At 46.4% G+C, this 26,995-nt stretch carries 29 protein-coding genes, 1 tRNA gene and 1 riboswitch; of the genes, 22 read left to right on the forward strand and 8 right to left on the reverse strand.

What is annotated here, in order from left to right; translation table 11 throughout:
* Positions 1-38: 38 nt before the first annotated feature.
* Positions 39-413 (forward strand): helix-turn-helix domain-containing protein, encoded by a 375-nt coding sequence (locus tag ACUYLD_RS01520; protein ID WP_025722343.1) that lies wholly within the window; start codon positions 39-41, stop codon positions 411-413.
* A gap of 93 nt (positions 414-506) precedes the next feature.
* Positions 507-890 carry a helix-turn-helix domain-containing protein gene (locus ACUYLD_RS01525; RefSeq protein ID WP_013309253.1) on the forward strand — a complete coding sequence of 128 codons (384 nt, stop codon included), beginning with the start codon at positions 507-509 and terminating at the stop codon, positions 888-890.
* 92 nt (positions 891-982) lie between these two features.
* Here ACUYLD_RS01525 and ACUYLD_RS01530 read toward each other — a convergent pair whose 3' ends face one another.
* The 4 genes from ACUYLD_RS01530 to ACUYLD_RS01545 form a co-directional block, all read right to left on the reverse strand.
* Positions 983-1,867, reverse strand: a complete 885-nt coding sequence (locus ACUYLD_RS01530; protein ID WP_446674285.1) for an IS3 family transposase — start codon at positions 1,865-1,867, stop codon at positions 983-985.
* The gene (locus tag ACUYLD_RS01535; protein WP_235309933.1) at positions 1,822-2,136 is read right to left on the reverse strand and encodes a helix-turn-helix domain-containing protein; all 315 of its coding nucleotides are present in this window, start codon (positions 2,134-2,136) and stop codon (positions 1,822-1,824) included. Before ACUYLD_RS01535 ends, ACUYLD_RS01530 begins: the two co-directional genes overlap by 46 nt.
* Before the next feature lie 148 nt (positions 2,137-2,284).
* On the reverse strand, positions 2,285-2,506 hold the full coding sequence (locus ACUYLD_RS01540; RefSeq protein WP_029516349.1) for a hypothetical protein: 222 nt from the start codon (positions 2,504-2,506) through the stop codon (positions 2,285-2,287).
* Between the two features lie 296 nt (positions 2,507-2,802).
* Positions 2,803-3,540, reverse strand: coding sequence for an urease accessory protein UreF (locus tag ACUYLD_RS01545; RefSeq protein WP_446674286.1), 738 nt, complete (start codon positions 3,538-3,540; stop codon positions 2,803-2,805).
* Positions 3,541-3,802: 262 nt separating this feature from the next.
* Here ACUYLD_RS01545 and ACUYLD_RS01550 point away from each other — a divergent pair.
* Positions 3,803-3,885: transfer RNA gene (locus tag ACUYLD_RS01550), tRNA-Leu, on the forward strand.
* Positions 3,886-3,976: 91 nt separating this feature from the next.
* Here ACUYLD_RS01550 and ACUYLD_RS01555 read toward each other — a convergent pair.
* Entirely contained in the window at positions 3,977-4,462 is a 486-nt protein-coding gene (locus tag ACUYLD_RS01555) for a glutathione peroxidase (RefSeq protein ID WP_254327630.1), read from the reverse strand.
* A 466-nt stretch (positions 4,463-4,928) separates the two neighbouring features.
* Positions 4,929-5,097, forward strand: a riboswitch (cyclic di-AMP (ydaO/yuaA leader).
* 115 nt (positions 5,098-5,212) lie between these two features.
* On the opposite strand from ACUYLD_RS01555, the gene ACUYLD_RS01560 reads away from it, so the two are divergent.
* The 5 genes from ACUYLD_RS01560 to kdpC all read left to right on the forward strand — a co-directional run bounded on the left by ACUYLD_RS01560 (position 5,213) and on the right by kdpC (position 10,515).
* Positions 5,213-5,608: a hypothetical protein gene (locus ACUYLD_RS01560; protein ID WP_023987603.1), complete on the forward strand. Its 396-nt coding sequence runs from the start codon at positions 5,213-5,215 to the stop codon at positions 5,606-5,608.
* 183 nt (positions 5,609-5,791) lie between these two features.
* Positions 5,792-5,869 carry a potassium-transporting ATPase subunit F gene (locus ACUYLD_RS01565; protein WP_071559652.1) on the forward strand — a complete coding sequence of 26 codons (78 nt, stop codon included), beginning with the start codon at positions 5,792-5,794 and terminating at the stop codon, positions 5,867-5,869.
* Positions 5,870-6,021: 152 nt separating this feature from the next.
* Positions 6,022-7,698, forward strand: a complete 1,677-nt coding sequence (gene kdpA / locus ACUYLD_RS01570) for a potassium-transporting ATPase subunit KdpA (RefSeq protein ID WP_446674287.1) — start codon at positions 6,022-6,024, stop codon at positions 7,696-7,698.
* Positions 7,699-7,736: 38 nt separating this feature from the next.
* A complete protein-coding gene (gene kdpB / locus ACUYLD_RS01575; protein ID WP_446674569.1) occupies positions 7,737-9,767 on the forward strand; it encodes a potassium-transporting ATPase subunit KdpB in 2,031 nt (676 codons plus the stop codon).
* Between the two features lie 19 nt (positions 9,768-9,786).
* Positions 9,787-10,515 (forward strand): potassium-transporting ATPase subunit KdpC, encoded by a 729-nt coding sequence (gene kdpC, locus ACUYLD_RS01580; RefSeq protein ID WP_446674288.1) that lies wholly within the window; start codon positions 9,787-9,789, stop codon positions 10,513-10,515.
* A gap of 110 nt (positions 10,516-10,625) precedes the next feature.
* Here kdpC and ACUYLD_RS01585 read toward each other — a convergent pair whose 3' ends face one another.
* Both ACUYLD_RS01585 and ACUYLD_RS01590 read right to left on the reverse strand, forming a co-directional pair.
* Positions 10,626-11,945: an Nramp family divalent metal transporter gene (locus ACUYLD_RS01585; protein WP_069291385.1), complete on the reverse strand. Its 1,320-nt coding sequence runs from the start codon at positions 11,943-11,945 to the stop codon at positions 10,626-10,628.
* 118 nt (positions 11,946-12,063) lie between these two features.
* Positions 12,064-12,378 carry a hypothetical protein gene (locus ACUYLD_RS01590; RefSeq protein WP_446674289.1) on the reverse strand — a complete coding sequence of 105 codons (315 nt, stop codon included), beginning with the start codon at positions 12,376-12,378 and terminating at the stop codon, positions 12,064-12,066.
* A 328-nt stretch (positions 12,379-12,706) separates the two neighbouring features.
* On the opposite strand from ACUYLD_RS01590, the gene ACUYLD_RS01595 reads away from it, so the two are divergent.
* The 3 genes from ACUYLD_RS01595 (at position 12,707) to ACUYLD_RS01605 (ending at position 14,132) form a co-directional block, all read left to right on the forward strand.
* Positions 12,707-13,126 carry an organic hydroperoxide resistance protein gene (locus ACUYLD_RS01595; RefSeq protein ID WP_013309264.1) on the forward strand — a complete coding sequence of 140 codons (420 nt, stop codon included), beginning with the start codon at positions 12,707-12,709 and terminating at the stop codon, positions 13,124-13,126.
* A 123-nt stretch (positions 13,127-13,249) separates the two neighbouring features.
* A complete protein-coding gene (locus ACUYLD_RS01600) occupies positions 13,250-13,576 on the forward strand; it encodes a hypothetical protein (protein ID WP_025722703.1) in 327 nt (108 codons plus the stop codon).
* Positions 13,577-13,706: 130 nt separating this feature from the next.
* Positions 13,707-14,132, forward strand: a complete 426-nt coding sequence (locus ACUYLD_RS01605) for a thiol-disulfide oxidoreductase DCC family protein (protein WP_446674290.1) — start codon at positions 13,707-13,709, stop codon at positions 14,130-14,132.
* Positions 14,133-14,324: 192 nt separating this feature from the next.
* Here the strand turns inward: ACUYLD_RS01605 and ACUYLD_RS01610 are convergent, their stop codons facing one another.
* Entirely contained in the window at positions 14,325-15,101 is a 777-nt protein-coding gene (locus ACUYLD_RS01610; protein WP_069291387.1) for a DUF3153 domain-containing protein, read from the reverse strand.
* A gap of 236 nt (positions 15,102-15,337) precedes the next feature.
* On the opposite strand from ACUYLD_RS01610, the gene ACUYLD_RS01615 reads away from it, so the two are divergent.
* From ACUYLD_RS01615 to ACUYLD_RS01665, 11 genes are all read left to right on the forward strand, one after another.
* On the forward strand, positions 15,338-16,309 hold the full coding sequence (locus tag ACUYLD_RS01615) for a metal ABC transporter solute-binding protein, Zn/Mn family (RefSeq protein WP_446674291.1): 972 nt from the start codon (positions 15,338-15,340) through the stop codon (positions 16,307-16,309).
* A gap of 14 nt (positions 16,310-16,323) precedes the next feature.
* A complete protein-coding gene (locus ACUYLD_RS01620; protein ID WP_061829566.1) occupies positions 16,324-17,088 on the forward strand; it encodes a metal ABC transporter ATP-binding protein in 765 nt (254 codons plus the stop codon).
* A 5-nt stretch (positions 17,089-17,093) separates the two neighbouring features.
* Complete coding sequence (locus ACUYLD_RS01625; protein ID WP_069291389.1) at positions 17,094-18,023, forward strand: metal ABC transporter permease; 930 nt, start codon at positions 17,094-17,096, stop codon at positions 18,021-18,023.
* Positions 18,020-18,916 (forward strand): metal ABC transporter permease, encoded by an 897-nt coding sequence (locus tag ACUYLD_RS01630; RefSeq protein WP_446674292.1) that lies wholly within the window; start codon positions 18,020-18,022, stop codon positions 18,914-18,916. The genes ACUYLD_RS01625 and ACUYLD_RS01630 overlap by 4 nt, the downstream gene beginning before the upstream one ends.
* 216 nt (positions 18,917-19,132) lie before the next feature.
* Positions 19,133-21,460 (forward strand): histidine kinase, encoded by a 2,328-nt coding sequence (locus tag ACUYLD_RS01635; RefSeq protein ID WP_446674293.1) that lies wholly within the window; start codon positions 19,133-19,135, stop codon positions 21,458-21,460.
* Positions 21,461-21,988: 528 nt separating this feature from the next.
* Positions 21,989-23,146 carry a ParA family protein gene (locus ACUYLD_RS01640; protein ID WP_446674294.1) on the forward strand — a complete coding sequence of 386 codons (1,158 nt, stop codon included), beginning with the start codon at positions 21,989-21,991 and terminating at the stop codon, positions 23,144-23,146.
* A gap of 15 nt (positions 23,147-23,161) precedes the next feature.
* A complete protein-coding gene (locus ACUYLD_RS01645) occupies positions 23,162-24,409 on the forward strand; it encodes a CpaF family protein (RefSeq protein WP_446674295.1) in 1,248 nt (415 codons plus the stop codon).
* Complete coding sequence (locus ACUYLD_RS01650) at positions 24,406-25,197, forward strand: type II secretion system F family protein (protein ID WP_061829561.1); 792 nt, start codon at positions 24,406-24,408, stop codon at positions 25,195-25,197. Before ACUYLD_RS01645 ends, ACUYLD_RS01650 begins: the two co-directional genes overlap by 4 nt.
* 6 nt (positions 25,198-25,203) lie before the next feature.
* Positions 25,204-26,088: a type II secretion system F family protein gene (locus ACUYLD_RS01655; RefSeq protein WP_080942820.1), complete on the forward strand. Its 885-nt coding sequence runs from the start codon at positions 25,204-25,206 to the stop codon at positions 26,086-26,088.
* Between the two features lie 13 nt (positions 26,089-26,101).
* Entirely contained in the window at positions 26,102-26,293 is a 192-nt protein-coding gene (locus ACUYLD_RS01660) for a Flp1 family type IVb pilin (RefSeq protein WP_013309278.1), read from the forward strand.
* Positions 26,293-26,961 carry a TadE family protein gene (locus ACUYLD_RS01665; protein ID WP_165176294.1) on the forward strand — a complete coding sequence of 223 codons (669 nt, stop codon included), beginning with the start codon at positions 26,293-26,295 and terminating at the stop codon, positions 26,959-26,961. The genes ACUYLD_RS01660 and ACUYLD_RS01665 overlap by 1 nt, the downstream gene beginning before the upstream one ends.
* Positions 26,962-26,995 lie beyond the last annotated feature (34 nt).

Genomic DNA, 26,995 nt, shown 5'->3' on the forward strand with positions numbered 1-26,995 from the left:
TCGTTATTTGAGAGCCTGCTAGGGAGGAAGGAACTTCTATGCAATCTATTTACCATCGCATTGAGGAACTCATCAAGGAACGGGGAATGACGAAAAAGGCGTTCTGCCAGCAGTTAGGCATTAGTACAGGGAACTTCGGGGATTGGAAAAGAGGAAAAACGACGCCGGGCACGAATAAACTCATTGAAATCGCTTCTTTTTTTGATGCCAGTCTGGATTGGATTATGCTGGGTCGAGATGTACAGGGTGAGGTGCTGAAGGAGTCGCAAGACCCTTATTTTTTTGACGCTTCAGGGCAACTGAATTGCCAGGGCGAACCGCTTAGTGAGGCGGAAAGAAATTTTATACTTGAGTATATTGAATTTACCCGCTTTCGTAAAGAGAAAAACCAGCGCAATTCTACTATGGGGTAATGGTTGCTTAGGATTTGATGAGGATTACTAATGAGTAAGGCTGAAAAATGAAAATTATTTCAGAAAAAGTTACTGTGTCGGAGGGGAAACATTTTGGGAGATCAAACTATTTATCAGCGGATTGAAGCTTTGATTAAGGATCGCGGAATGACCAAGAAGGCATTTTGCGAAAAACTTAAAATCAGTTCAGGGAATCTCGGTGATTGGAGAAGAGGTAAAACAACGCCGGGTACCACCCATTTGATTCAGATTTCGGACTTTTTTAATGTATCGCTTGATTGGTTAATGAAAGGGATCAAGCCAGGGGAAGGCGTACTTCAGGAGCAGAAGGCTGCTTATTTTTTTGGAGTGATGGGGCCACTGAATTGCCAGGCAGAAGATCTTGAGACGGAAGAACAGAATTTTATTTTAGAATATGTTGAATTTGCGAAATACCGTAAGCAAAAAAGTGAGAAGGATAAAACAAAGCCGGAATAATTTTTTGGCTAAAGATCGTCTGGGTTGAAAACCCGTAAACGAACTGGAGGGGTTTGGTCAAGACCCCATTTTATAGACACTGAAAAAAGACCCTAGGCTATAAGCTGCTTCCGATACTCATTCGGAGGCAGCTTATTTAACTTTCGTTGTGGTCGACACTGGTTGTAAAATTGGATATATTCTTTTATTCTCCTTTGTGCCTCGTCCATATTTCGGGTATCATATGGGTAGAGCCCTTCCGTTTTGAGATGCGAGAAGAAGCTCTCCATAGAGGCATTATCATAACAATTGCCTCGGCGAGACATGCTGATTCGGGCGCCAACCTTTGGCAGCATGTCGTGGTACGCATGGGACGTGTACTGGAATCCCTGGTCGCTGTGAACGATGAGGCCAGTCACGTCTTTTTGCTGTTTCCAGGCTTGTCGAAATGTCTGTAAAACCAGTTCGTTATCATTTCTATGGCTCATCTGGTACGCGATAATTTCGTTATTGAACAAGTCTTTAATCGCAGACAGATATAGCCAGCAATCCCCCACACGATATTGCGTGATATCTGTGACCCATTTTTGGTTAGGTTTGGCCGCCTTGAAATCCTGTTTTAGCAGATTTTTCGCCACACGACCTTCTGTAGAAGAAGCATAGTTACAGCGATGCTTCCGGCGAATTTGTGAGCGGATCCCCAAGACCTGCATGAGCCGGAGTACCTTTTTATGGTTCATCCAGACTCCATGATCGTGCTGCAAAAATAGTTGAATTTGGCGATAGCCGTAGACTCCGTTATACTGCTCATACACTTTCTTCACAAGAGCTTTCGCGTCCTGATCCCGATCAGTTCCTCTCCGTTTTAAGAAGGCGTAATATCCACTTCTGGAGACTTTGAAAAGCGTACACAGTTTGCTAATAGGGTAGTCTTTCGCAGCTTTCTCAATGGTTACGTATTTGTGTGCTTCATCTCCTGTATCCAGATTTCCAAACACTTTTTTAGCATGTCGTTTTCTCGTTTTAGCTTCTGTATATACCTATCCTGGTCGATATACTCCTTACGCCGTCCTCGCTGGTCCATCAGTCCGAATTCACCGAGCTGCTTGTATTTGCGCATCCATTCTTTTAATCGATGTCGATCTGCGATCCCAAACTTCTCCATGAGCCTACGATATGTCCAACCTTCTTTGATATGGAGCCGTATGGCCTCTACCTTGGTTTCAAACGTATATTCGTTAAACTTTGTTCCTTTTTTCGCTGGCATAAAAAATGCACCCCCTAGATTTCATCGGATAAACCAGGGGTTTATTCCAATGTCCATTCTAAGGGGTGCACTTCAGTTCGCTTTACGGGTTTATTTGGTTTCTTGGTGATATGGAATGACCTATATGTAACTGGAATGCTTGTTGGGTTTAGAGTGGCGATGCCTCCTTATAATCGTTATCGTCGATGTTCAGAATTGCAGCAACTTGTTTTCTGTACCTTTGTGCTTTGCGGGTGCCGTGAATCAGATTGGACAAGCGTGAAGGCGGAATGTTGTGTGTCTCACAAAATGTTTTCTGATCCAGTCGAAGTTCGACAAGCCGTTGTTTGATGGCCCACCCGAAGGAGGTGACAGGCATTTTGTTGTTCAAGAGAAATCGCCCCTTACGGATTCTTGCGGAATAATTGGTGTGTTATAATAATCATCAGTAAACATGTTAGAATTAACCATCTAAAACTATGATACACTTTTATACGTGTTTTTACAATCGTAAATACGTTATTTTGTTGAATTAATTACTTAATTAAGTGCTAGGTGGTTCTGATAATCGATCTAGAGTCTACTAATGGTGTGAATTTCGATTATATGTGGATAAAAAACACTCTGCCACCTGAGGAAAGGGACAGAGTGTTCTTGGTGTTGCTGCCACATTAGCGAAACGACGCATCAGGGGGATGCTGGAAGGCGTTTGAATAGACCTGAGGAGGAAAACAGTCTAGGCTCATCCAATTGGCTATTATGGCTCATATAAAGCGGTAGAGTGATGTAGGAGCTGGACCAATGTCTGTGAAGAAGGCGACGCTGAAATGTGGTTGGCTCAGGTTCGTTAAGCTTCTTCCATGCGGAGAGCAGCTCGTTGGTCATACGCTCCATAAAAGGGTTCTTTTCCTCATAGGGAGGATTGAGTAGTTTGAAGGCATCTTCCACACAGAAGGACACCGCTGCGCCAAGATAGCCGTGAACGGTCTGTTCTACATCGTTTCCGAGAAGGAAGTTAATCCAGGTGTGAACGGTAGCGAGTGTGCCAATTGCATTGTATTGAATGAGTATGGATTCCAACTGGTCAAATTCAAGCCAAGGATAAAGAGCCTTAGCGAGCTTAAGTAGACGCTGATCGGATAGACGCAACTCCTTCACATGCTGCAATGAGGGACGTTGGGTATGCAGCATCTTATCAATGAGAGCGATTCGCCAACCGTCATTCTGCTGGATGGCGACATACAGACTTTTGATAGCCATGCCGTCAACGGTTGTAAATTGAGGATACAAATCATCCAGCATGTAATGTTCCAGGTCTTGTAGACTGTTCAAATGTCCGTTGCGGAATAGTTTCTCCAGTCCGTTAAAACGGGTGAAGCCACCAACAGGTAGGGAAGGGTCCAACAATAATGCATAGTTCAGCAAGCGGTTGCCTTTATGCAGGGCGGTTCGCCTCCTCGAAGTGAATCATTATGTTATATTATTTTACTCTTTACTTAGGGACAACGAAAAAATTCGAAATATATGTAATATATATTTACATTTTAGCAGTATTTGTGTCAAATTAAATATTATTATCACTTTTATATGTTAGATAAAATAACATATAAAATAATTATTATATTTTTGTTTACAAATAGTTGATGAGAGAGTATAATAAATCTGTTGCCTCAATACATTATGATTTGCGGTCGTGGTGGAATGGCAGACACGCTATCTTGAGGGGGTAGTGGGCGTACGCCCGTGGAGGTTCGAGTCCTCTCGACCGCATTATATGCAAGACCTAGTTAAAAAAGCATCCTGACACGGTTTACGTGAAGGGATGCTTTTTTTGTTTTAATAACTGTGATAAAGAAGAATATCAGTTTTGCTGCAAAAGCTTCTCTATATCTCCCGCCAACTTATCTGGAGTGGTTTGCGGTGCATAGCGCTTAAATACGTTACCTTCTCGTGTAATTAAGAATTTAGTAAAATTCCATTTGATCGCTTTGGACCCTAGTACCCCCGGAGCTGTTTGGGTCAGGAAGCGAAATAAGGGGTGCGCTTGATCGCCATTGACATCTGTCTTGGCGAACATCGGAAAGGTAACACCATAATTGATCTGGCAAAACTCGGAAATCTCCTCGCTGGAACCTGGCTCTTGTTTGGCGAATTGGTTGCTGGGAAATCCCAAAATTTCGAGCCCCAGTTCATGGTACTGGTCATATAGCTCTTGTAACGCTTTGTATTGGGGGGTTAACCCGCATTTGCTGGCTGTGTTCACAATAAGCAGAACATTCCCTTTATATGTGGATAACGGAATTGGTTTCCCTTGCAGGGTTTGCGCATCATATTCATAAACGGTCATAGTATCTCTCCTCATTCAATATTCAGCAATTAAATTGTAAGCAATTCAAAGTAAGGTTGCAAGTCTGGAAAAGCTGTATTAAGCCTTTAGCCGCTGTAAATTCGTATTTTGTTCAAAACAGTAAATCGCACTGCAAATGGAGCGAATTAAGGTGTTTCTTCTTATAAAAGCGGGTTCAATCGGTGTTTAGCTGGTACATATAGCGTATTTTCTTCTCGTTTTACAAAAAAAGGTCAAAAAGGCTCTACCCTACGCCAATATTGACATGCTTGTCATTTTCAAAAAGGGATGAAAAACAGAGATTGAAGGAGCTGTGAGTAGCATAGTTGTATTGTAAGCGTTATTATTAATCTTCTATGCTCTAAAGGCCGATTTATAACCCCGCAGTTGAGCTTTACAGTCTTCCATGCGCGGGTGTATGATTCAAGACGTAATTTCAAATTAACTTGAATGAAGCAACAACGAAATGTCTATAGCGCTAAATTTTGCAGTTGCAAAAGCGGGGGAACCAATCGAGACTGTACGGCTTGCCGTGTGTCTCATGGGGGTGAATTTTCCGGTCAAGTGCCAGAAATAGGGCGACTCTCACGTCCGAATCCGACAGCTAACCTCGTAAGCGTACAGGGAGAGGCAACAAACCGCCGTGTGCAGCCATGGTTTATTTTATCATGGATATGTAAGAAGCCGGAGGAAAGCCTTTTTCCTTCGGCTTCTTTTTGTTGTCTTTTTATACCGGGAGAGGAGCTACTGATGGAAGGTCGGTTAATTATTGTCACTGCACCGAATGAAGCGGGCAGAAGTTTTGTGAAATTGCTTATTTTCAAAAAATTGGCGTTTGCAGTTCTGACGAATAGCGCCCAGGAGGAACGACAGCTCAAGAAAATGGGTGTGGAGCACATTGTCCGCATCAATACCATGCAAGCGGGAAAATGGAATTTTCCAAAAAAAGAAATTGGTAGTGTGTATTTGTTCGAGAACAGCTTGAATCTGACTTGCCGTTTCCTGCAAATATGTCGGCCGCTAACATCGGAATCGATCTATGTTATTACGCACGGCTGTAATCCACAAGGAATTTATCGAGGATTGGGAGCGGACCATGTGATCTACACATTGAACGGAGAGGTGGGTTTTCTGCTGAACGGATAAGCACTTATAACATAGTTGTTTTATGATTTTATGATGAAATAGGAATGGCGATCTGAGGACCGATACGGAGGGTATAAACATGATGGATATATACATGCTGCTCGTCATGGCTGTGAGTTATGGAGTGATACTGCTGTTTGTACGCTGGTGTGATGCGCAGACCTCTAAAGGAGGACGAAGAGGATGATCGTTATACTTGGGCTTACGGCTATTGTGTTTATGTATTTAATCTACGCACTCCTGAACCCTGAAAAGTTCTAGTCAGCTATAGGGGATAGAGCGGGCGGGAACAACAGATCATGAATATTAAGCATCATAGGTAGCAGGTTTTCGCAAACGTGTGCACACGTTTGGTGCTCTGGAAGCAGGTCTGTTGTTCCAAACGCAGGAGCATTTTGAAGGAGGAATAAAGGATGGAGCTGCTTCAAATTGGAATTGTGATCGTTATATTGCTGCTCTTGGTAAAGCCAATGGGTACATATATGTATCATGTATTCTCGAATGAACCCAATCGGACGGATCGGATTTTTGGCAGAACAGAAAAGCTGATTTATAAGGTAGTAGGCTTGAAGAAAGTGGAGAGCATGCGTTGGACTACGTATGTTATGAGTTTCATTGCTACGAACGCCGTGCTTGTGGCAATCAGCTACTTGCTGTTGCGTTTACAGGGAATGCTTCCCGGTAATCCGGCTGGAAACAGTAATATGGAAGCATCACTAGCTTTTAATACGGTAATCAGCTTTATGACGAATACGAATCTCCAACATTATAGCGGAGAAAGCGGGCTTACGTATCTGACACAGATGGCGTTCGTCACGATGATGATGTTCACTTCGGCTGCTTCCGGTTTTGCGGTTGCTGCGGCTTTTATGAGAGGATTGACGCGGCGCGGTGAAGGAATGGGCAATTTCTTTCAAGATTTTATTAAAGCCATTATAAGAATTTTCCTGCCGCTGGCCTTTGTGCTTACGCTGGTGCTGGTTGGATTGAAGGTACCCCAGACGCTACAGCCTACGGCGGATATTACGACGCTGAGCGGAACACAGCAGCAGATTTCTATGGGACCCATTGCTTCTCTGGAGTCCATCAAGCATTTGGGGACAAACGGGGGTGGTTATGCGGGAGCTAACTCTGCGCACCCTTTTGAAAATCCAAGTCCTTGGACGAACGTGCTGGAAATTTTGGCAATGTGGGTAATGCCGGCTTCGTTGCCGTATACCTTTGGATTGTTTGCCCGTAATCGTAAGCAGGGCTGGATTATTTTTAGCTCCATGATGGTATTGTTTCTTATTTTTCTATCCATTACGTATGTGTCTGAGAAGACAGGTAATCCGTTAATCCAGACACTGGGTGTGGATGCTTCTCAGGGAAGCATGGAAGGGAAAGAGGTTCGTTTCGGCATTGGACAATCGGCTTTATTCACTGCGGTCACAACAGCGGCAACAACAGGTTCGGTCAATAATATGCATGATACACTAACCCCACTGGGTGGTATGGCTGCTTTGGGAGAAATGATGCTAAACGTCATTTTTGGCGGCAAGGGTGTCGGGCTGATGAATATGCTGATGTATGCGATTCTGGGTGTGTTTATATGCGGACTGATGGTCGGGAGAACTCCGGAATTTATGGGAAGGAAAATTGAAGGTAAGGAAATGAAGCTGATCGCGATTGCCATTTTGGTACATCCGTTTCTCATTCTCGCCCCAACTGCACTTGCATTTATGAGTCATTGGGGATACGATGCGGTCACTAACCCTGGGTATCACGGGTTGACTCAGGTGCTCTATGAATATGCGTCATCTGCCGCAAATAACGGTTCGGGATTTGAAGGTCTTTCGGATAACAACGTATTTTGGAACATGACAACGGGGATGGTTATGTTCTTCGGACGATATGTATCTATGATTGCATTGTTGGCTGTGGCGGCTTCGCTGAATGCCAAAGCACCGACTCCGGTGACGACGGGGACACTGCGCACGGACAACAAGTTATTTGGAGCCATTCTGATCGGGGTCGTGCTGCTGATTGGTGCGTTAACCTTTTTACCCGTCATCGTATTGGGACCTGTTGCTGAATTTTTGACCATGTGAAGAAGAAAATGAGAATGGATGAACGGGGTGTTTGGATCATGAAGGAACAACGCAAACACATGCTGGACAGAAGCATCTTGAAGCATGCGATCAAGGATAGCTTTATAAAATTAAATCCGATGATTATGATGAAAAATCCTGTCATGTTCGTCGTGGAGATCGGTACATTGGTCGTGCTGCTCATGTTACTGCTTCCCGGTTATTTTGGAACTGGCAAGGAAATGGGCTTTAACCTGGCCGTGTTTGTTATTCTGTTGTTTACGTTGCTTTTTGCTAATTTTGCCGAAGCGCTCGCGGAGGGGCGGGGTAAGGCACAAGCTGCCTCTTTAAAAAAATCCAAGCAGGATACACAAGCTAACAAGCTCATCGGAAATGACATTCAGGTGGTTAGCTCAACCGAATTGCGTAAGGGGGACGTGGTTATTGTCTCCCAGGGCGAAATGATTCCAAGCGATGGTGAGGTCATTGAAGGTCTGGCTTCGGTGGATGAATCTGCAATTACGGGAGAATCGGCTCCGGTCATCAAGGAATCGGGTGGTGATTTTTGCTCGGTAACCGGCGGGACGCGGGTAGTCAGTGACCGGATTAAGGTGCGAATTACGACAGAGCCGGGCGAGACATTTATTGATAAAATGATTTCGCTCGTGGAAGGCGCACAGCGGCAAAAGACGCCGAATGAGATTGCACTGAACACTTTGCTGATTAGCTTGACGATTATTTTTCTAATTGTGGTGGTTACGCTAGCGCCGATTGCCCGTCATTTTAACATTGATTTGCCTGTTCCTGTGCTGATTTCGTTGCTAGTCTGTCTGATTCCGACCACGATTGGAGGACTGCTGTCAGCTATCGGGATTGCTGGTATGGACCGGGTCACCCAGTTTAACGTGCTGGCCATGTCAGGTAAGGCGGTAGAAGCTTCTGGGGATATCAACACGATGATTCTGGATAAAACAGGTACAATCACCTTCGGTAACCGAATGGCGAGTGAATTCGTGCCTGTGGAGGGCGTGAAGAAGACAGAGTTAGTGAAGTGGGCAGCGATTAGCTCTATGAAGGATGAGACGCCAGAGGGCCGCTCGGTTCTCGAATTGATGCGCAAACAGGAGCATACGTTGGATGCATCCTTGGCAGCAGGTGGAACCTTTATCGAATTCAAGGCGGAGACACGGATGAGTGGTCTGGATCTGGCCGATGGACGAAAGGTACGCAAGGGCGCGGTGGATTCTGTTCGGCAATGGATCGTATCGCAAAACGGCAGTGTTCCAGCCGATCTGGAGGAAAAAGCCAATCAGGTAGCCTCAGAAGGAGGTACACCGCTGGCAGTCGCGCTGGATGATCAGATATACGGCATTATTTATTTGAAGGATACAGTGAAGCCAGGCATGAAGGAACGGTTTGATCAGCTCCGGGAAATGGGTATCCGTACGATCATGTGTACCGGAGATAATCCGCTGACGGCAGCTACAATTGCACGAGAAGCGGGTGTGGACGACTTTGTAGCTGAGAGCAAGCCGGAGGACAAAATCGCGGTTATCCGACGTGAGCAGGAACAGGGAAAGCTGGTTGCCATGACCGGAGACGGCACCAATGATGCACCTGCACTGGCGCAAGCGGATGTCGGTCTGGCCATGAATAGCGGCACAGTCGCGGCCAAAGAAGCAGCTAATATGGTGGACCTGGATTCCGATCCGTCCAAAATTATTGAGGTGGTCGCGATCGGCAAGCAGCTGCTTATGACGCGCGGAGCATTGACAACGTTCAGCATTGCGAACGATATTGCCAAATATTTTGCCATCATCCCGGCGATGTTCATGCTGGCCATTCCACAAATGGGCGCTTTGAACGTCATGGGGCTTGGCTCCCCGCTGTCCGCTATTTTGTCGGCGCTGATCTTTAACGCGGTTATTATTCCGCTTCTGATTCCGCTAGCCATGAAGGGCGTGAAGTATAAGCCGATGAGCTCGGATCGCCTGCTGGGACGGAATTTGCTGATTTACGGTCTGGGCGGTATGGTCGTACCGTTTGTCGGCATTAAGGCCATTGATTTGCTGGTGCATTTGTGGATTTAGCGCAGAAAGGGTGAACGACATGAGTGGTTTTTATCGGATGATGTCTGGACGCAGATTTGCTGCGCACGAAAAAGCTGAATCTGGCGGGCAAGGTCATAACAAACGTACAGGGACCGGGACAGTGTCGGAAGGACAACCGGAGAGACAAGAGATGCGAGGAAGTACAGTTATTGGAGTGGCTTTGCGAACATCGGTGCTGATGATTCTCTTGTGTGGTTTGGCATATCCGCTAGTCAGTACAGGAGTAGCGCAGGTTCTGTTTCCGCAGCAAGCAAACGGCAGTATGCTCCGTGACGCAGAGGGACGGGTGGTCGGCTCCGAACTGATTGGGCAGTCCTTTGCCGATTCGGCGTTTTTTCAAGGTCGGGTATCGAGCGTTGATTACAATGGGGCTGGTTCAGGCTCAAGCAACTACGCGCCGTCGAATCCGGCCTTGATACAGCGAGTCAAGGACTCTATTGCGGATTGGCAGAAGCATAACCCAGATGTACCCGTCAGTCAGGTTCCGGTGGACCTGATTACGAACTCCGGCTCCGGTCTGGACCCGCACATCTCGCCACAGGCGGCACGAGTGCAAATTCCGCGCATTAGCGGCTTGACGGGTATCCCGCAGGATCAACTGAGAGCACTGGTGCAGGAGCAGACAGAAGGCCGCAGCGCCGGGGTATTCGGCGAGCCGCGTGTGAACGTGCTCAAGCTGAATCTCGCGCTTGAGGCGCAAATGAAGGTAGAGCCTGCCAAGCGTTGAGTATTCTTTATGTATACAGGACAAATAAAATAGGATGAACAAAAAAAGGTATCTCGCTGCCATTGGGGCTAGTGAGATACCTATTTAATATATTCATATTTGGCTACCGATTAACCTGAAATCGTTTGGATGATGAGCACTACATTCAAGATGATAATGACAGCGGTCACGATCCAGGTTAATACTTTTTGCCACATTTTATTTGCGAATTCACCCATAATCTTTTTGTCGCTGGTAAAGAGCAGTAATGGAATGATGGCAAAGGGAAGCTGGATGGACAGGATGACCTGGCTCAGCACAAGTAGTTCCTCCGCACCTTTTTCACCTGCGATGGCAGTGACGATGACCGCTGGAATGATCGCGATGAGGCGGGTCACTAGACGACGCAACCAAGGTGAAAGACGAAGATTCAAAAAGCCCTCCATCACGATTTGTCCAGCTAAAGTGCCTGTAACGGTTGAATTTTGACCTGAGGCGAGTAACGCCACCCCAAATAGTATGCTCGCAAGCGTGGTTCCCAGAAGTGGCGAAAGCAGATAATAGGCATCACTAATTTCGGCTACATCTGTTCTTCCTGCCGTATGGAATACAGCAGCTGCCACGATCAAGATGGCGGCATTAATAAATAAAGCGAACATCAGCGCTATACTGGAATCCCAAGTTGCAAATGTAATAGCTTCCCGTTTACCTGCTGAAGTCTGCTCAAATTTGCGAGTTTGTACAATAGAAGAATGCAGATACAGGTTATGCGGCATTACAGTAGCGCCCATAATACCGATGGCAATATACAGCATGCTTGGATTCGTCAAAATTTGCGAGTCTGGTACAAAGCCGCCCAATACGCCGCCCCATTCCGGTTGTGCCAAAATGAGATTAATCCCAAAACAGCCGGCAATCGTCGCCATCAGCACAATGACAAGTGTTTCCAATGCCCGAAAACCTTTGTTTTGCAGCAGTAAAATAAGCATGACGTCAAATGCGGTAATGATGACTCCGTATAGTAACGGTAGACCAAACAGCAACTTCAGCGCAATGGCTGAACCGATGACCTCGGCCAAATCCATGGCTGCAATAGCAATTTCGCACAAGAGCCATAAGCCGACGGCGACAGGACGACTGTAGGCATCACGGCACATTTGAGCCAAATCTTTACCTGTGGCAATGCCAAGCTTGCCGGATAAGGCTTGCAGCAGGATGGCCATCAGGTTGGAGATTAGAATGACACTAAGCAGCGTGTAGCCGAATTTTGATCCGCCAGCGATGTCTGTGGCCCAGTTGCCGGGGTCCATATAGCCGACTGCGACCATATAGCCGGGTCCAGCAAAGGCAAGAAACTTCCGAAACCAGGTTCCGTCTTTCGGGACGCTCAAGGAACGATTCACTTCCGACAGTGAAGCGATTTCCGCGAAGTTACCCTTTGTATTTTTCATACGCTTCACCTTCTTTATTGATGTTGAAATATATTATTAGTGACATAACGATTGTGTTATCCCTATTGTACACTTACAATAGTTTTTGTCTAGTGCAACTTTTGTGTGGTCAAGCAAGTTAATCGTATTTTTGAAGCAATATGGGCATCGTATAAAGCCGAACACTAGAAAAAACCAAGCTATATCGCTCTGAGGAGAGCAGCTTGGTCGTTTTGGATTTTTTTAAATTGTTGTCCATCTTCCGGGTGAACGCTGCTCCATATTTATCAATTTCCTTGTAGTTATTCGGACTGAAATGATAAATAGTCCGGTGCAATCCTTTTTCTTCGAATTTACGCGTTTCAGAAAAGGCTTCATTCTCCAAGTTCAGAATCGGAAGCATTTTGGTCATTTCTACGCCTGTAAGCTTTTCCAACGCTTTGGTATAGGGCATCACATGGACTCCCACCCCGCACCAACAAGTAGCCTACGATCTCGCGTACGACTGGGTTGTCAGTCATGGAAGTCTGAGCAGATACAATAAAATGATGCGAGTGAGCCTTCAAGACATATGTTGACGGCCCATCAAGCTAGGGGCTTATAACATATAGTGTAAACAAGGTGAGGTGGAACTAAACGATAAATGTACGGGTTAACAACCCTATTTCAAATGATTCATTTTATGTAGTTCGTTTAAAGTACATACGAGAAGGAAATCATGTATTAACATGACGATAGATTCCTGCGGAAAACAAATGATATAGAGAAGGAGAGATGAAATCATGGAAGCATTATACACAGCATCAGCAACGGTACATGGTGGAAGAGACGGTTCAGTCGCTTCATCCGATGGAGTTTTGAAGCATAAGCTCAGCACGCCGAAGGAACTGGGTGGCGCAGGTGGAGAAGCTACGAATCCGGAGCAATTGTTTGCGGCAGGCTATGGTGCCTGCTATGAGAGCGCATTGGCTAATGTGGCCCGGAAGGCTAAGGTGAAGGTAGACAATGTTGAGGTCACCAGCCACGTATCTATCGGCAAGGACCCAAGCGATGGCGGCTTCCAGCTGGCGGTACGTCTGGATGTGAAAATACCCGGTATTGAACGCGCCCAGGCCGAAGATCTGGCACGCCAAGCGCATGATTTTTGTCCGTATTCCAAAGCAACACGCGGTAACATTGATGTCGAGCTTAATGTCATTTGACTGCATTTCTATAACTTTTACACTCTGGCCGCCGATTTATCGGTGGCTTTTGCACATAGATCTTGATTCGCTGAGATTTGCGACCATTTGACATCATCGCCAAAATTCATTAAGATGGCTTAGGTGATTCTGGTCATCAGGTACGAAACAAATTTGAAAAATACGGGTGATATGATGTCTTACAGACCGAATATTGTTAATTTCACGCTGGCTGGCAGCAACGAAAAAGAAGGGCTTTATGAGTTTAAAATGAGTTTGGCCGATGGAACGGAGTGCCGCGTTTTTTCTCAACGTAATCCGGAGTGGACCTTGACGAATATTAGTCGACTGCTAACGACGCCTTGCCCGGTATGCCATAAGGATTTTATCTGCAAGTGTATGGATAAGTTCCATGAGGAGTTTTTAGAGCAAATTAATACGAAACAGCTGTTTGAGAAAGCATTGAGCTAGTTTTTCGAACAGGTAAAGACTATACATTTCTAAACAAGCGTCGGATACTTTCGGCGTTTTTTTGTTTATATTCATATGGTTGCGTTGCTGGTATTCATGCCGTTGATTTTCTTGGAGGTGAAAAGCATTTATGAACCAGACTGATCATGCTCATTTAGATCATTCCATTGTGTTGTTAGATGGGGTATGCCACTTTTGTCAGGGAGCTGCCCGCTTTATTATCAAGCGTGACCCTAAGGGAACATTTCATTTTGGTTCCCTGCAATCCGAGGCAGGACAAGAACTATTACGTGCAGGAGGACTATCTACAGATCAGCTGGATACGTTCGTGCTGATTGAAGACGGTACGTATTATACAAGGTCCACCGCGGCTTTGCGAATTGCCAAACGTCTTCGTTTTCCATACCCGCTGGCCTATGTGTTCATCCTGGTTCCCCGCTTTGTGCGCAACGCTGTCTATAACTGGGTGGCGCGTAACCGATATCGTTGGTTTGGCAAGGATGAAGAGGATCAATGTCTGATCCCCCCACCAGAAATTAGACAACGATTTTTTTAGAGGTTGTTCAAAAAGTCGTCTTTCCATAACGAAGCTACTCAAGAAGCGGATTCGACGTCGAATCTTGAATTCAGCCGGGCTTTCCGTTGCTCACGTAGATCTGTCTACGCTCCGCTACTCAGTCCCTAGCTTCATCCAACCTTCTCGGTCCTGAAAAGCCGACTTTTTGAACACGCACTTTTAGTTGCTTTTTTAAGTCTCTTTTTTGGAGCGATGTCTACGAATTAGTAAGATCACAGCGATCACGATTAGTATCAGGCTCGTAACAGCTACATACACGATATGTCGTACATTGGGTACGTTAACAGACAATTTTAGCTCGTTAGATTCCAAAGGAGCAATGTCCCAATACAGTGTTTTTCCGTCTTCCGACACACGGTCCGCATTATTGGTAGCAGGTTGGATAGGTAAGGATAGGCTGAAGTTAAGATCCAGCTGCCGCTCCAGTAATTTGCGCGCAAACACATTCATTTGCTCAAATTTGTCACTCATTCCTTGAGCTTCTTCAGGAAGCATCCGTGGTAGATCGAGCTTCATGGTAAGATCAATATTCGTTGTGAAAAAATGTTGGCTCACAGCGCGCTTTATTTCTAATCCCTCAGGTAGATTTAATCCCTGACTGGGATTTTTTTTGTTTGTGCTCCAATCTCCTTGATAATGCCCCTTGATTTGATATCCCTTTCTTCCCTGTTCAGCTAGCGGCTGTACATCTACATTGTTGCTTTGAATACGCTTGACTAATCGATCTAGCAGCCCGGGATTGTCCAACATCATCAGTGTCTGGTTGTTTACACTGAACGTTGCATCCAGATCTACACTTTGATCGAGATGAACATCTACATGGATGTCACCTCGAGCACAGGAAGTTAGGGCAAGCAGACAGCACACCAGCATAAAAATAAGCAGTATTTTTCGTATCCGAACTTGCCGACGTTTGTTCCGATAAGGGCTGTATCCTGTTGGCTCCATGACCTGCACCTCTTTATATGTATTCTTTGGTTTAACGATTGGATATCTTCTATATATTACACATTGGGAGAACGAAAATCGAACGGTATAACGAAATACATAAGAATTATATTTTTTAAAAATGTTTCCCTAGGTAAAAACTTTAGTGTATACTCTAAAATATAGTATTGATAAAAAATAATTGAATCAAGGAAATAGTTTGTCCCAAAACGAAGTTCAAAGGAGGATTTTAAAACATGAACAAGCAGTTTAAGAAGGCTTTGCCGCGATGGGTAACGACAGTTGGAGTATTGTCTCTAGCTCTGGTTTTAGTGACTGCATGTACCGATGCTAAGAAGAAGGAGCAGGGAACTGCGAGAGAATCAGGACAAAAAATAAAGGCTACGGCTACCATCGGTATGATCTCTGACATTGTCGGCAAGGTCGGCGGTAATCATGTGGAGGTCACGGGAATTATGAAGTCAGGCGTTGACCCGCATTTGTACAAGGCTTCTCAGGGAGATATGCGCAAGCTGGATCAGGCCGACGTTATTTTTTATAACGGGTTGCATCTGGAAGGAAAAATGCAGGACATTCTGGAGAAGATCAGCAAGCAAAAACCCGTCATACCCGTGTCCAAAAACATCGCACAGGATCAATTGCGTGCAGGTAGCCCGGAAATGGGATCTGAGCATGATCCGCATATCTGGTTTAACGTACAGAATTGGATGTCTGCGGTAGAAACCGTCAGAGATGAATTGTCGGCGCTAGACGTTGTTCATGCGGAGGAATATAAGGCCAACGCAGAAGCCTATCTTACTGAGCTGCGAGAGCTGGATGATTACACGAGAGAGCAGATTGCCAGTATACCGGAAGCCCAGCGCGTGCTTGTCACGGCACATGATGCTTTCGGCTATTTCGGAGATGCCTACCACATTCAAGTGAGAGGACTTCAAGGTATGAGCACAGAATCAGAAGCGGGTTCTCAAGATGTGACCAAGCTGCGAGATTATCTGGTCGAACATAAAATCAAGGCTATATTCGTAGAATCTAGTGTTCCGAGAAAGGCCATAGATGCGGTTATTCAGGGGGCCGCTCAGCAAGGTCATACAATTATGGTTGGTGGCGAGCTGTATTCGGATGCCATGGGTGAAGAAGGCACAGAAGATGGCACATATATTGGAATGGTCAAGCATAACGTTAATACGATTGTTAAAGCTCTTAAATAAGGAGGAAAAGATACATGGGGCATTCACCACTTGTCGTTCGTGATTTATCGGTAGCTTATCAAAAAAAGCCCGTTTTGTTCGATGTTTCCTTTGAGGTGCCGGAAGGCAAGCTGATTGGTATTATCGGCCCGAACGGGGCTGGGAAATCTACGTTGATCAAGGCAGCGCTTGGACTGATTCCAAAGCTTAGGGGCGAGGTGCTGGTCTACGGCAAGCCCTACAAGCAACAGTTGCTCAAGGTTGGCTATGTACCACAGCGGGAGTCGGTGGATTGGGATTTTCCGACGAACGCGCTGGATGTGGTTATGATGGGACGGTATGGCAGATTGGGCTGGTTTAAGCGTCCGGGTGCAGCAGATCGTCAGGCTGCGATGGAGAGTTTGGACAAGGTTGGAATGAGCAAATATGCAGACAGGCAGATTAGTCAATTGTCTGGCGGTCAGCAACAACGTGTTTTTTTAGCCAGAGCACTCGCGCAGGATGCTCAGCTTTATTTTATGGATGAACCGTTTGTCGGTGTGGACGCTGCAACAGAAAAAGCCATTATTTCGCTGCTCAACGATCTGAAACAGCAGGGTAAAACCGTACTTGTCGTTCATCATGATTTATCTACAGTCACGGATTATTTTGATCAGGTTATGCTGTTGAACGGGCATCTTATGGCGTTTGGAGAGACGACAGATATTTTTACCGAGGAAAATCTGCAGCGTACGTATGGCGGGCGTCTGAGTATACTCAAAACAAGCCCGGATTCCGGTACGATACTCGGAGTGAGGTGAGCAGTATGACAAGCTTGGCAACGCTTTTGACCGACCCGAATATGCAGTGGATTTTGCTGGGCTGTATTTTGCTCGGTTTAAGCAGCGGAGTGATTGGCAGTTTTATGTATTTGCGCAAGCAGTCGCTCATGGGAGATGCTTTGGCACATGCGGCTTTGCCGGGGGTATGTGTGGCTTTTATGATCACAGGTACAAAATCCGTGTTTGGATTTATGATTGGGGCCGCCATTGCAGGGATTGTTGCGACCTTTGCCATCAGTGCGTTAACCCGGTATTCACGAATTAAAAGCGATTCCGCGATTGCAGCGGTGCTGTCGGTATTTTTTGGCTTCGGCATTATGTTGTTGACCGAAATTCAGCATAGTGGCGCAGGCAACCAAAGCGGATTGGATAAATTTCTATTTGGTCAAGCTGCGGCAATGGTATTGTCTGATGTCTATACGATGGCGGTAATTTCGGTGGTACTCATCGGAATATGTATATTATTTTTCAAGGAATTTAAGTTGCTCAGCTTTGATCCCGGCTTTGCCCGCGGACTTGGTTATCCGGCAGGTTTGCTGGATAAGTTGTTGATGCTATTGATTGTCATTGCGGTGGTTGCTGGCATTCAGGCCGTGGGAGTCATTATGATGGCTGCCCTGCTGATTACCCCGGCCGTGTCGGCAAGATACTGGACAGAGAAGCTGGGTGTCATGGTGTGCCTATCAGGCTTGTTTGGTGCTATAGCAGGCCTTGGTGGGACGCTCATTAGCTCTCTGGGGCAAAATCTGCCTACAGGACCGTTATGTGTGTTGTGTGCGACTGTGGTGTTTGGAATGAGCTTGATTTTTGCGCCGCAGCGCGGGATGATCTCCAAGGCTATCGTTCGGTTGAACGCCAGAAAAAATCTGGAGCAGACAGTCGGAACACAGCCAAGGGAGGAGCGTGCCCTATGAGTTCATTTTATGTAATTTTGACGGGAATGTTAGTGGCAGGGGGATGTAGTATCGTTGGGTGCTTTCTCGTGCTCCGAAAAATGGCTATGATCGGTGATGCAATCAGTCATGCGGTACTACCGGGGATTGTCATTGCCTTTCTCATCAGCGGATCGAGGGATTCGGTGTGGATGATGTTTGGTGCGGCTGTGCTGGGTCTTCTAACGGTGTACCTAATTCAGCTATTCCAACAAAGCGGTCTGCAAAGTGATGCTGCCATTGGCGTGGTGTTTACGACATTGTTTGCTATCGGTGTTTTGCTGATCAGTGTGTTTGCTTCCAATGCCCATTTGGATATGGATCACGTTTTATATGGGGAAATTGCTTATGTGCCATGGAATACGCTAGAAATAGTCGGCTTCGATGTCGGTCCGAGGGCTGTGTGGATTACGGGCGCGATGTTTTTGATCAATTTGCTCGTGATAGGGGGCTTTTTCAAGCAATTTAAAATTACTTCCTTCGATCCCGCCTTGGCAGCTTCATTAGGCATTCCAGTTGTTTTTTTTCATTATCTGCTGATGAGTCTCGTCTCGCTAACGACGGTGGCGTCATTTGAGAGCGTGGGTGCAATTCTGGTGGTTGGCATGCTCGTTGTACCGCCGCTTACCGCTTATTTGCTGACGGAGAAGTTGTCCCGTATGATTGTATACAGCGTCGGATTTGGAGCCATCAGTTCGGTCGTAGGCTTTTACACAGCAAGTGTATTGGATGCTTCTATTGCGGCATGTATGCTATGTGTATCGGGTGTGTTGCTGCTTTTGGCTTTTCTCTTTTCCCCGTCTCACGGTGTGATATGGCAAAAGTTATTTCAACAACGGGGGATCGTTGGCGAAGTTGGCGAAGATAGCAAGTGATTGTAGGAAGTGATCCCATATGAGTTACCCAAAATAGCGTGTATTCAGGCATAAGAGACCTGAATGCACGTTTTTTTGCGCTTATACTGCCCTGCGCGGCTTTTTTTGGAGCAAACTTGATTGATCATCTTGAATTGATTGGGACACGGGAGTACATTCATTACAACCATATAAGAATGAACGGAATGAGCGGTTACGCTGCGGGGAGGAACGAAAGTGGAGAGCTTCAAACGTAAATCACCAGAGGAAATACTGGATTCGATTAACAAACTGCATCGAGGCAGACTCAAAATATACATGGGTGCGGTCAGTGGCTCGGGCAAAACGTATCATATGCTGCAGGAGGGACAATCGTTGCAGCATGAAGGTATTGATGTTGTAATTTGCGCGGTCTCAACCATGCAGCGGCCTGTGACTGTGGAACAGGTCGGCACGCTGGAGCGCGTGCCTAGTATTCATTGGATAAAAGATGGTGAGGAGCAAAAGGATCTGAATGTGGAAGCTTTGGTGGCACGAAATCCCGAGGTGGTACTGGTGGATCATTTGGCACATCATAACCGGAAAGACGCCCCATTTCCAACACGGCTGGAGGATATTCGGTATTTGCTGGAGCAGGGAATTAGCGTCATTACGACGGTTAATGTATATGAACTCGAAGGAATTACGGAGTGGGTATATCAGCTAACAGGCTTTGAAGCGGAATATACGGTTCCGGTTGATACACTGGAACTGGCGGATGAAATTCGTCTGATTGATGCCACCCCGGAGATGATTTTGGAACGGCTGGCGAAAGGCTACATGCATACGCCCAATCCTGAGATGTTTCACCGGGGAAATCTCGGTAAATTGCGTGAGCTTGCTCTGCGATTGGTAGCAGAGGATGTGAATGATTCGCTGGAACGACACCGGGAGGAGTTAGGCTTGCACGGGGCGTCAGGAGCGGCAGAGCGTATTTTGGTACCTGTTCAATATCATTGGAATGGGTCTATTTATGTACGTAGGGGAGAACAGGTCGCCAAGCGGTTGGGTGGAGATATGCTAGTGGTCTCCTTTGTCAGCTCGAAGCGCAGGCTGTCCAAGGAATCAGCAGCCTTCAAGCGTTCGATTGAGCAGTTGGCTGACAAGATCGGATCAACATTTGAAGAAATCCCGCTTTTTTCCCGCAGAAGGTTGCCTCGTCAACTGATTCATTATGCGGTGACGCACAATGTTACCCGAATTGTTATGGGGCATTCTCGGCAGACTCCGTGGCAGGAGCTGATGAAAGGATCGCTGGTGAACGGGATTTTAAAACGAATGAAAAATATGGATTTACTGCTGATTGCGGACCGGGCCGAGCAGGAGGGTGAGCGGATCTTGCCAACAATGAGACAGGAAGAGGGAGATAATGATCCGTATCATCGTTTGAGCGTTGAGGAAGCACAGGCTGAGGCAGCCAAAATCCTGCGGGGCAAGCTCAAGGTATACATTGGCGCTGCTCCGGGGGTCGGCAAAACATACACGATGCTGAGAGAGGGGAATGATCTGCTGGAAAGCGGGATCGATGTAGTTATCGGACTGCTGGAAACGCATGGAAGAGCAGAAACATTGGCACAAGTAGGCTCTCTGGAGATGATTCCCCGTCAGTCCATTGAGCGTCATGGCGCACATTTGGAAGAAATGGACACCGAAGCCATTCTCAGGCGTAATCCCGAGGTGGTGCTTATTGATGAGCTGGCACATACCAACGTGCCCGGAAGTATGAGATCTAAGCGCTATGAGGATGTGCTTACCATTTTGGAACAAGGTATTTCTGTGATATCCACAATGAATGTACAGCATCTGGAGAGCCTGAATGATGCGGTAGAACAGATTACTGGTATACGAGTGAGAGAGACTGTTCCCGACCATATGATGCGTCTGGCCGATGAGGTACAGCTTGTGGATGTGGCTCCTAAATCGTTGCAGCAGCGTATGCGTGAAGGCAAAATATACGATCATGCGAAGGTGGAACAGGCACTTAGCCACTTTTTTAAACTGGGCAATCTGATTGCGCTGCGTGAACTTGCTTTGCGGGAATTGGCAGATGACGTAGATGAGCGGCTGGAATCCTGGGATCGACATGAATCACTTCGGGGACCGTGGCGCAGGGAGGAAGTAATCTTCGTAGGCGTGACGCTAAGTGAAAATGCTGAAAGGTTGATTCGCCGTGGTTTTCGTATCGCCTTTCGTCTGAAGGCTGTGTGGATTGTGACTTATGCTCATGTCGGTGAGCGTATACCTGAGAGACTGAACCCTCGTCTGGAACAACTAAAGCTGCTGACCCACCGACTGGGGGGGACCTTTGAGATACGGCTTGTTTCCAGCCGACGCGAAATTGCCGACATTTTGATTGCTCCGGTGGAAGGATATTCAGGTACACAGCTCATCGTGGGGCAGTCTTCCCGAAGTAGCCGTTGGGGTAAGTTTGCGGTTGTGCCAAGGATTCTCCGTCAAGCACGTCATATGGATGTTCTCATTGTGGCGGATTATGATCCGGATATTAAGCTGGATGTAGATCATTAATTAGCCCAGTAAATTCATAAATAGTCATATGCTGGTTACCGATGGTTCGCTGCTTCCATAGTATATTCTATCTCAAAGAAATGGAGGCGAATTTGAATGTATAAACATCGTAAGCATGATTGTCATTTTCCAAAGCCAAAAAAACGTGTCTTTAAGAAGATCATTAAGGTGACTGTCATTAAGTTTAAACCTAAATTTAAACGTGATCACTGGAAACATGAAGATTTTGATAAGAAATGTCATTGCCGGAAACGTCGCCATCATCGCCATCATGACTGTCATCGTCGTCACCACAAATTCTACTAAGATGAAGATAGTAGGAGGCGGGGCTAGACTGCCCGCCTTCTCCTAGTACGAGGGTTTTGGAAGATACTTGCACAAAAAATACTTGCTCTAATATAAGCGCTATGCTATTCTACCAGTAAATAGATTGCACGTGACGGAAGCACCGTTCACCAACCGTATGTACTTACGGATGGATGAACGGTGCTTTTTTGCGTTGTTGTGTTAGGGAAAGGGATGAGCGTTATGGTTCCAGTGAAAGTGGTATTGGCTGTAGAAGGCCGGGATTATATTGAGCCGCTGCTGAATTATGTTCACGGAAGCGAGTACGCCAGAAGGCTGAGAATAACGGCTTTTTCGCAACCGGAGGCATTTCATCAATACATGATGGAAACCAGCGGAATGAAAAGACCGGACGTGGTGGTTGGTGAAGCGGCTTTTTTGAATCTATGGACAGATAGGGAAGCTGCTGATATTCCTTGTTTGGTATTGCATGAGGGAGAACAAGTGAGCGAATATGGACAGCCTTTATTAAAATATCAGCCTTTATCTGAGCTGGTCGGTTTTATTTTGGAAACGGCGAGACAAAGATCGAACGGTCGGAAATGTGTAAACAGCCTGGAAGGTGGACTGATTATCGGCATGGTAGCAGCTTCTGGCGGACTGGGCAAGACAACGGCCGCACTCAATATGTCCAAACAGCTGGGGAATGAGGGATATTCGGTATTCTATCTGAATCTGGAGACGGTGGATTCAAGCTCGTTGTTCACTGGTTCAGGCAGTGCTAGCGGAGCAGAAGGAGAAGGGCTGTCCAGGCTGCTCTATGATCTCAAGGCGGAGGGAAATGAGGGCATTCCACTATCTGTGGCAGCCTATTGTGTTCGCCGCCCTGAAATTCAGGCGGATACTTTTCAGCCTGTCTATAATCGTAAGGAACTGACGGACATGACTTGTGATGAAGCGAAAGAACTGATTCGAACGGTTGCCGAAAGCGGACAGTATGATGTAGTGATCGTAGATGGCGATTCTGAAAAAGGTGACCGGACTCAAGCCGTGCTTGAAGCTAGTCATAAGCTGATTTGGCTGCTGGCAGACGATTTAATGAGCATGCACAAGTGCGGATTATGGCTGGATGTTTTAGAAACCACGCAGCCTGAAGGGCTTGAAGATATGATATGCAAAACCAGCTTTGTGGTGAACCGTTATATGGGAACTATGATCAACTCGTTACCTCGTGACTTTATGGAGCTAAACGGAGCGTTACCCTATATACCTTCATGGAAGCAGATGCAGCACCGTGAGCTACTGCTTAGTTCACCTATTTATCAGCGGGAAATTCGTCATCTGTGCCACGAGCTGCTGAATGTGGACAGTGTAACACATCCGCCCGCTGCTTGGTCTTAAAAGGGGCTGATGAACATGAATGAGGAACGGTTTAAGGCATTGCGAGCAGATATCCGAAACGGGCTGGACGTAACGTCTTCGGTAAAGGATGCCGATCTGGTTCGGCATATTGAAAATCGAATTTTACACGATGTAGAGCTGGCGGGCTTAACTTCCCGTGAGAAGCACGCACTTGTCCGTAAGATTTTTAACTCTTTCCGTGGGCTAGATGTACTCCAGCCATTGATTGACGATCCGACCGTTACGGAAATTATGATCAACAGTCACCGGGAAATCTTTGTGGAGCGGGCTGGTGAGGTGATGCAGGTACCCGATCAATTTGAGTCCCGCGAGCGGCTGGAGGATTTAATCCAGACGATTGTAGCCGGGGTGAACCGAATTGTGAATGAGGCTTCCCCCATTGTGGATGCCCGGTTAAAGGATGGGTCACGCGTAAATATTGTGCTGCCTCCAGTTGCTCTCAAGGGTCCAACGATGACCATACGGAAGTTTCCCGAGCGTCCTATGACGATGGATGACTTGATACGTATGGGTGCGCTGGATACAGAAACCGCTGCTATGCTCAAGGATTTGGTACGTAGCAAGTACAACATTTTTATCAGCGGGGGAACGGGTTCTGGTAAAACAACTTTTTTGAATGCATTATCCCAGTTTATCCCGTCGTCTGAACGGATTATTACCATTGAAGACTCAGCAGAGCTACAAATTGTGACGGTTCCTAATCTGGTTTCCATGGAAACAAGGAATGCGAACACCGAGGGAAAGGGAGAAATCACGATTCGTGATCTGATTCGTTCCTCCCTGCGTATGCGGCCCAACCGCATTGTGGTGGGTGAGGTCCGGGGAAGTGAGGCGTTGGATATGCTGCAAGCAATGAATACAGGACACGATGGATCGTTGTCAACTGGGCATGCGAATAATATCCGCGATATGGTCAGCCGGCTGGAAACGATGGTGCTCGGAGGGGCAGAGCTTCCGCTTGGAGTAGTACGGCAGCAGATCAGCTCGGCCATTGATATATTCGTTCATCTGTCACGGATGCGCGACAAATCCAGACGAGTGCTGGAAATTAGCGAAGTGATTGGTTTTGAAAATGGTGAGGTGACGCTTAATCCTCTTTATCTTTTTCAGGAACGAGGAGAGAGTAAGGGGCGAATCGTGGGAGGTCTGGAACGTTGTGGCGAGGGTCTGCAACATACTTTGAAGCTGCAAATGGCCGGGATCAATCCGGAAAGCTGGCACAGGGGAGGAGTATCAGCGTGAAGTCAGGAAAAACGATTGCCAAGCAAGTATCACGTGAGGTCCCTTCTCTGCCAGATTATACGATATATACATTATCGACAGTACAAAAAAGTCTGTGCATATTGTTTAGTGGCGTGCTGTTTGCGATGATCGGCTATCTGTTTTATCACCAATGGATATTATCATTGCTGTGCGCTGCCGGGGCTGTGGTGACGCCTCGTTATTTTAGGCAATTTTTACTGCAACGACGCAGATCTGCTCTAAGCATCCAATTCAAGCAGGCTTTATATTCACTCTCATCTTCTCTTTCAGCGGGAAGGTCGGTGGAGAATGGTTTTCGTGAGGCTGTAGAGGATTTGAGATTGCTTAGTCCAGATGGAGATCACGACCTGATTTTTGAATTTAATATCATTACCGCCTGTCTTGAAATCGGACAGCCTGTAGAGGCTGCTTTGCAGGATTTGGCCCGTCGCGCGCAGATGGAGGATATTACGAATTTTGCGGACGTATTTGCGGCTTGCAAACGAACCGGAGGTGATCTGGTGGAAGTCGTACGACGAGCTTCAAATGTCATTGGTGAGAAGTTGGAAATTCAGCAGGAGATCGGTGTAATGATTGCGCAGAAACGTTTTGAATCGAGGGTTATGTTTGCGGCCCCTTTTTTGTTTGTATTGTTTATGACGATGACGGCGGGTGATTACATGATGCCCTTATACAGCGGTACAGGTATGATTTTATCAACCTTTTGTTTATTGGTGCTTGGTGGGTGTCTTGTGTGGATCAACCACATTATGAAGATTGAAGTGTAAGGAGAGATGGGTGTGGTGATGTTGGTTTGTCTGGTCATGCTGGTTCTGCAAGTGGGAGGTTGGGTGGTGCTGAACCAGATGCATAGTGCTAAGTATGCGCATTTTCGCCATATGAAGCTGGAGGGACTGCGGCTGCAAAGACTTTCAGTCCCATTTGTACACATGATTCATGCTTCACGTGCTACTCATCGGCTGCCTTTGCTGATGTTCAAGCTCCAGCGTTCGGTGCAGAAGCTGTATGGTATGCGCAACAGCGGAGAAAAAACGATGCTTTTTCTGGCAGAAATGTTGGGTTACGGATATATGATGGCTGCTGGTGGAGCTTTAATATCGCTTATGCTGGGCGGGGATGCGACTGGGCTGGTGCTCGGATTGGGACTTGGTATTCTGGTACCCATCGCACTGATCAAGGATTTGCATGGGAAAGTACAGAAGCGGGATCAGCAAATTTTAATGGAACTGCCTGAACTGTTGAGTAAAATGATGCTTTTAGTAGGTGCAGGTGAGACGGTACAACGGGCATTGCTACATTGCGTGGAACGTAAAGGGGCGGATACGGAACATCCGTTGTATCGAGAACTGAGGCAGACGGTGGCGGAATGGGAAAGTGGTTTTTCCTTTCAACAGGCATTTGAGCACCTGAGCAAACGTTGTGGTATTCAGGAAATGACGGTATTTACGACGACAGTTTTGTTGAATATGAGGCGCGGCGGGAGCGATTTCGTGATGGCTTTACGTGAGTTATCCCAGACGTTATGGGGCAAGCGGACTTCAATTAGCCGCACAAGGGGGGAGCAGGCTTCATCTAAGCTAGTATTCCCGATGGCGCTGATTTTGCTAACGGTAATTGTGCTGGTGGGCGCTCCGGCTTTAATGATGATGAATATGTAGGAGGAATACAACGATGATGACATTAGTAACAGGCAGTATTCGTAAATTGTACAAGGATGAGGATGGCCTGGGTACGTTAGAAATGATCCTGATCATTGCCATTCTGATTGCGGTGGCAATTATTTTCAAGGATCAGATCAAAAAAATTGTAGAAGGGCTTTTGAAAAAGGCGGATAAAAAAAGTAACGATTTTATGGATTCATAATGCTGCGCAAATTGGCACAAAAAGAGGATGGGAGCTTCTCCTTGGAAGCTTCCCTCGTCTTTCCCATTCTACTGCTGGTCATTTTTGTGATGTTATTTTTTTGCCTGTACATATATCAAAAATCTATATTGGTGCAGGTCGCTGCTACTGCTTCGGAAAGGGCCGCTTACAGTTGGGATAACAGCTTCAAGGACCCGCGTACGGGAGCATTTACACAAGGGCAACGGGATTCTCTCTATTGGCGCTTGAAGGATGATGTTATGCTGGGAGCCCTGTTTGGCTGGACCGGAGCCAACAATCAGGAAAGTGTACAGGTGCCGGGCGGCAATGGGGGAGGCTCGTTACCTGCTCAAAAGCTGTCCAATGCAGAAAATAATATGCCTGCGGGCATGCAGGGGCAGATGACATATGAGAACAGTATGATTCACCGTAAGGTAACCACAAAGTTAAATAAGATAGTGAAGGTACCTTTGCTGAATCAGTTTTTAGATCAGACAGATTTACAAGGGGAAATGAGTTCTGGCGTGGTCGAACCTGTAGAATGGATTCGTACGGTGGAGTTGGTCCGTTATTATGGTGCGAAGTTTATGGGCAGAGGATCAGGTGAAAAGGTAGATTCGGCAGTTGTAGGGAAAGTATTGATGCAATATGGTCAAAACGGTCAGTGAGAAGTAAGTAATGGGAATGTAACTGGAAAGGAGG

The sequence above is a fragment of the Paenibacillus sp. SER-28 genome, from assembly GCF_052906305.1.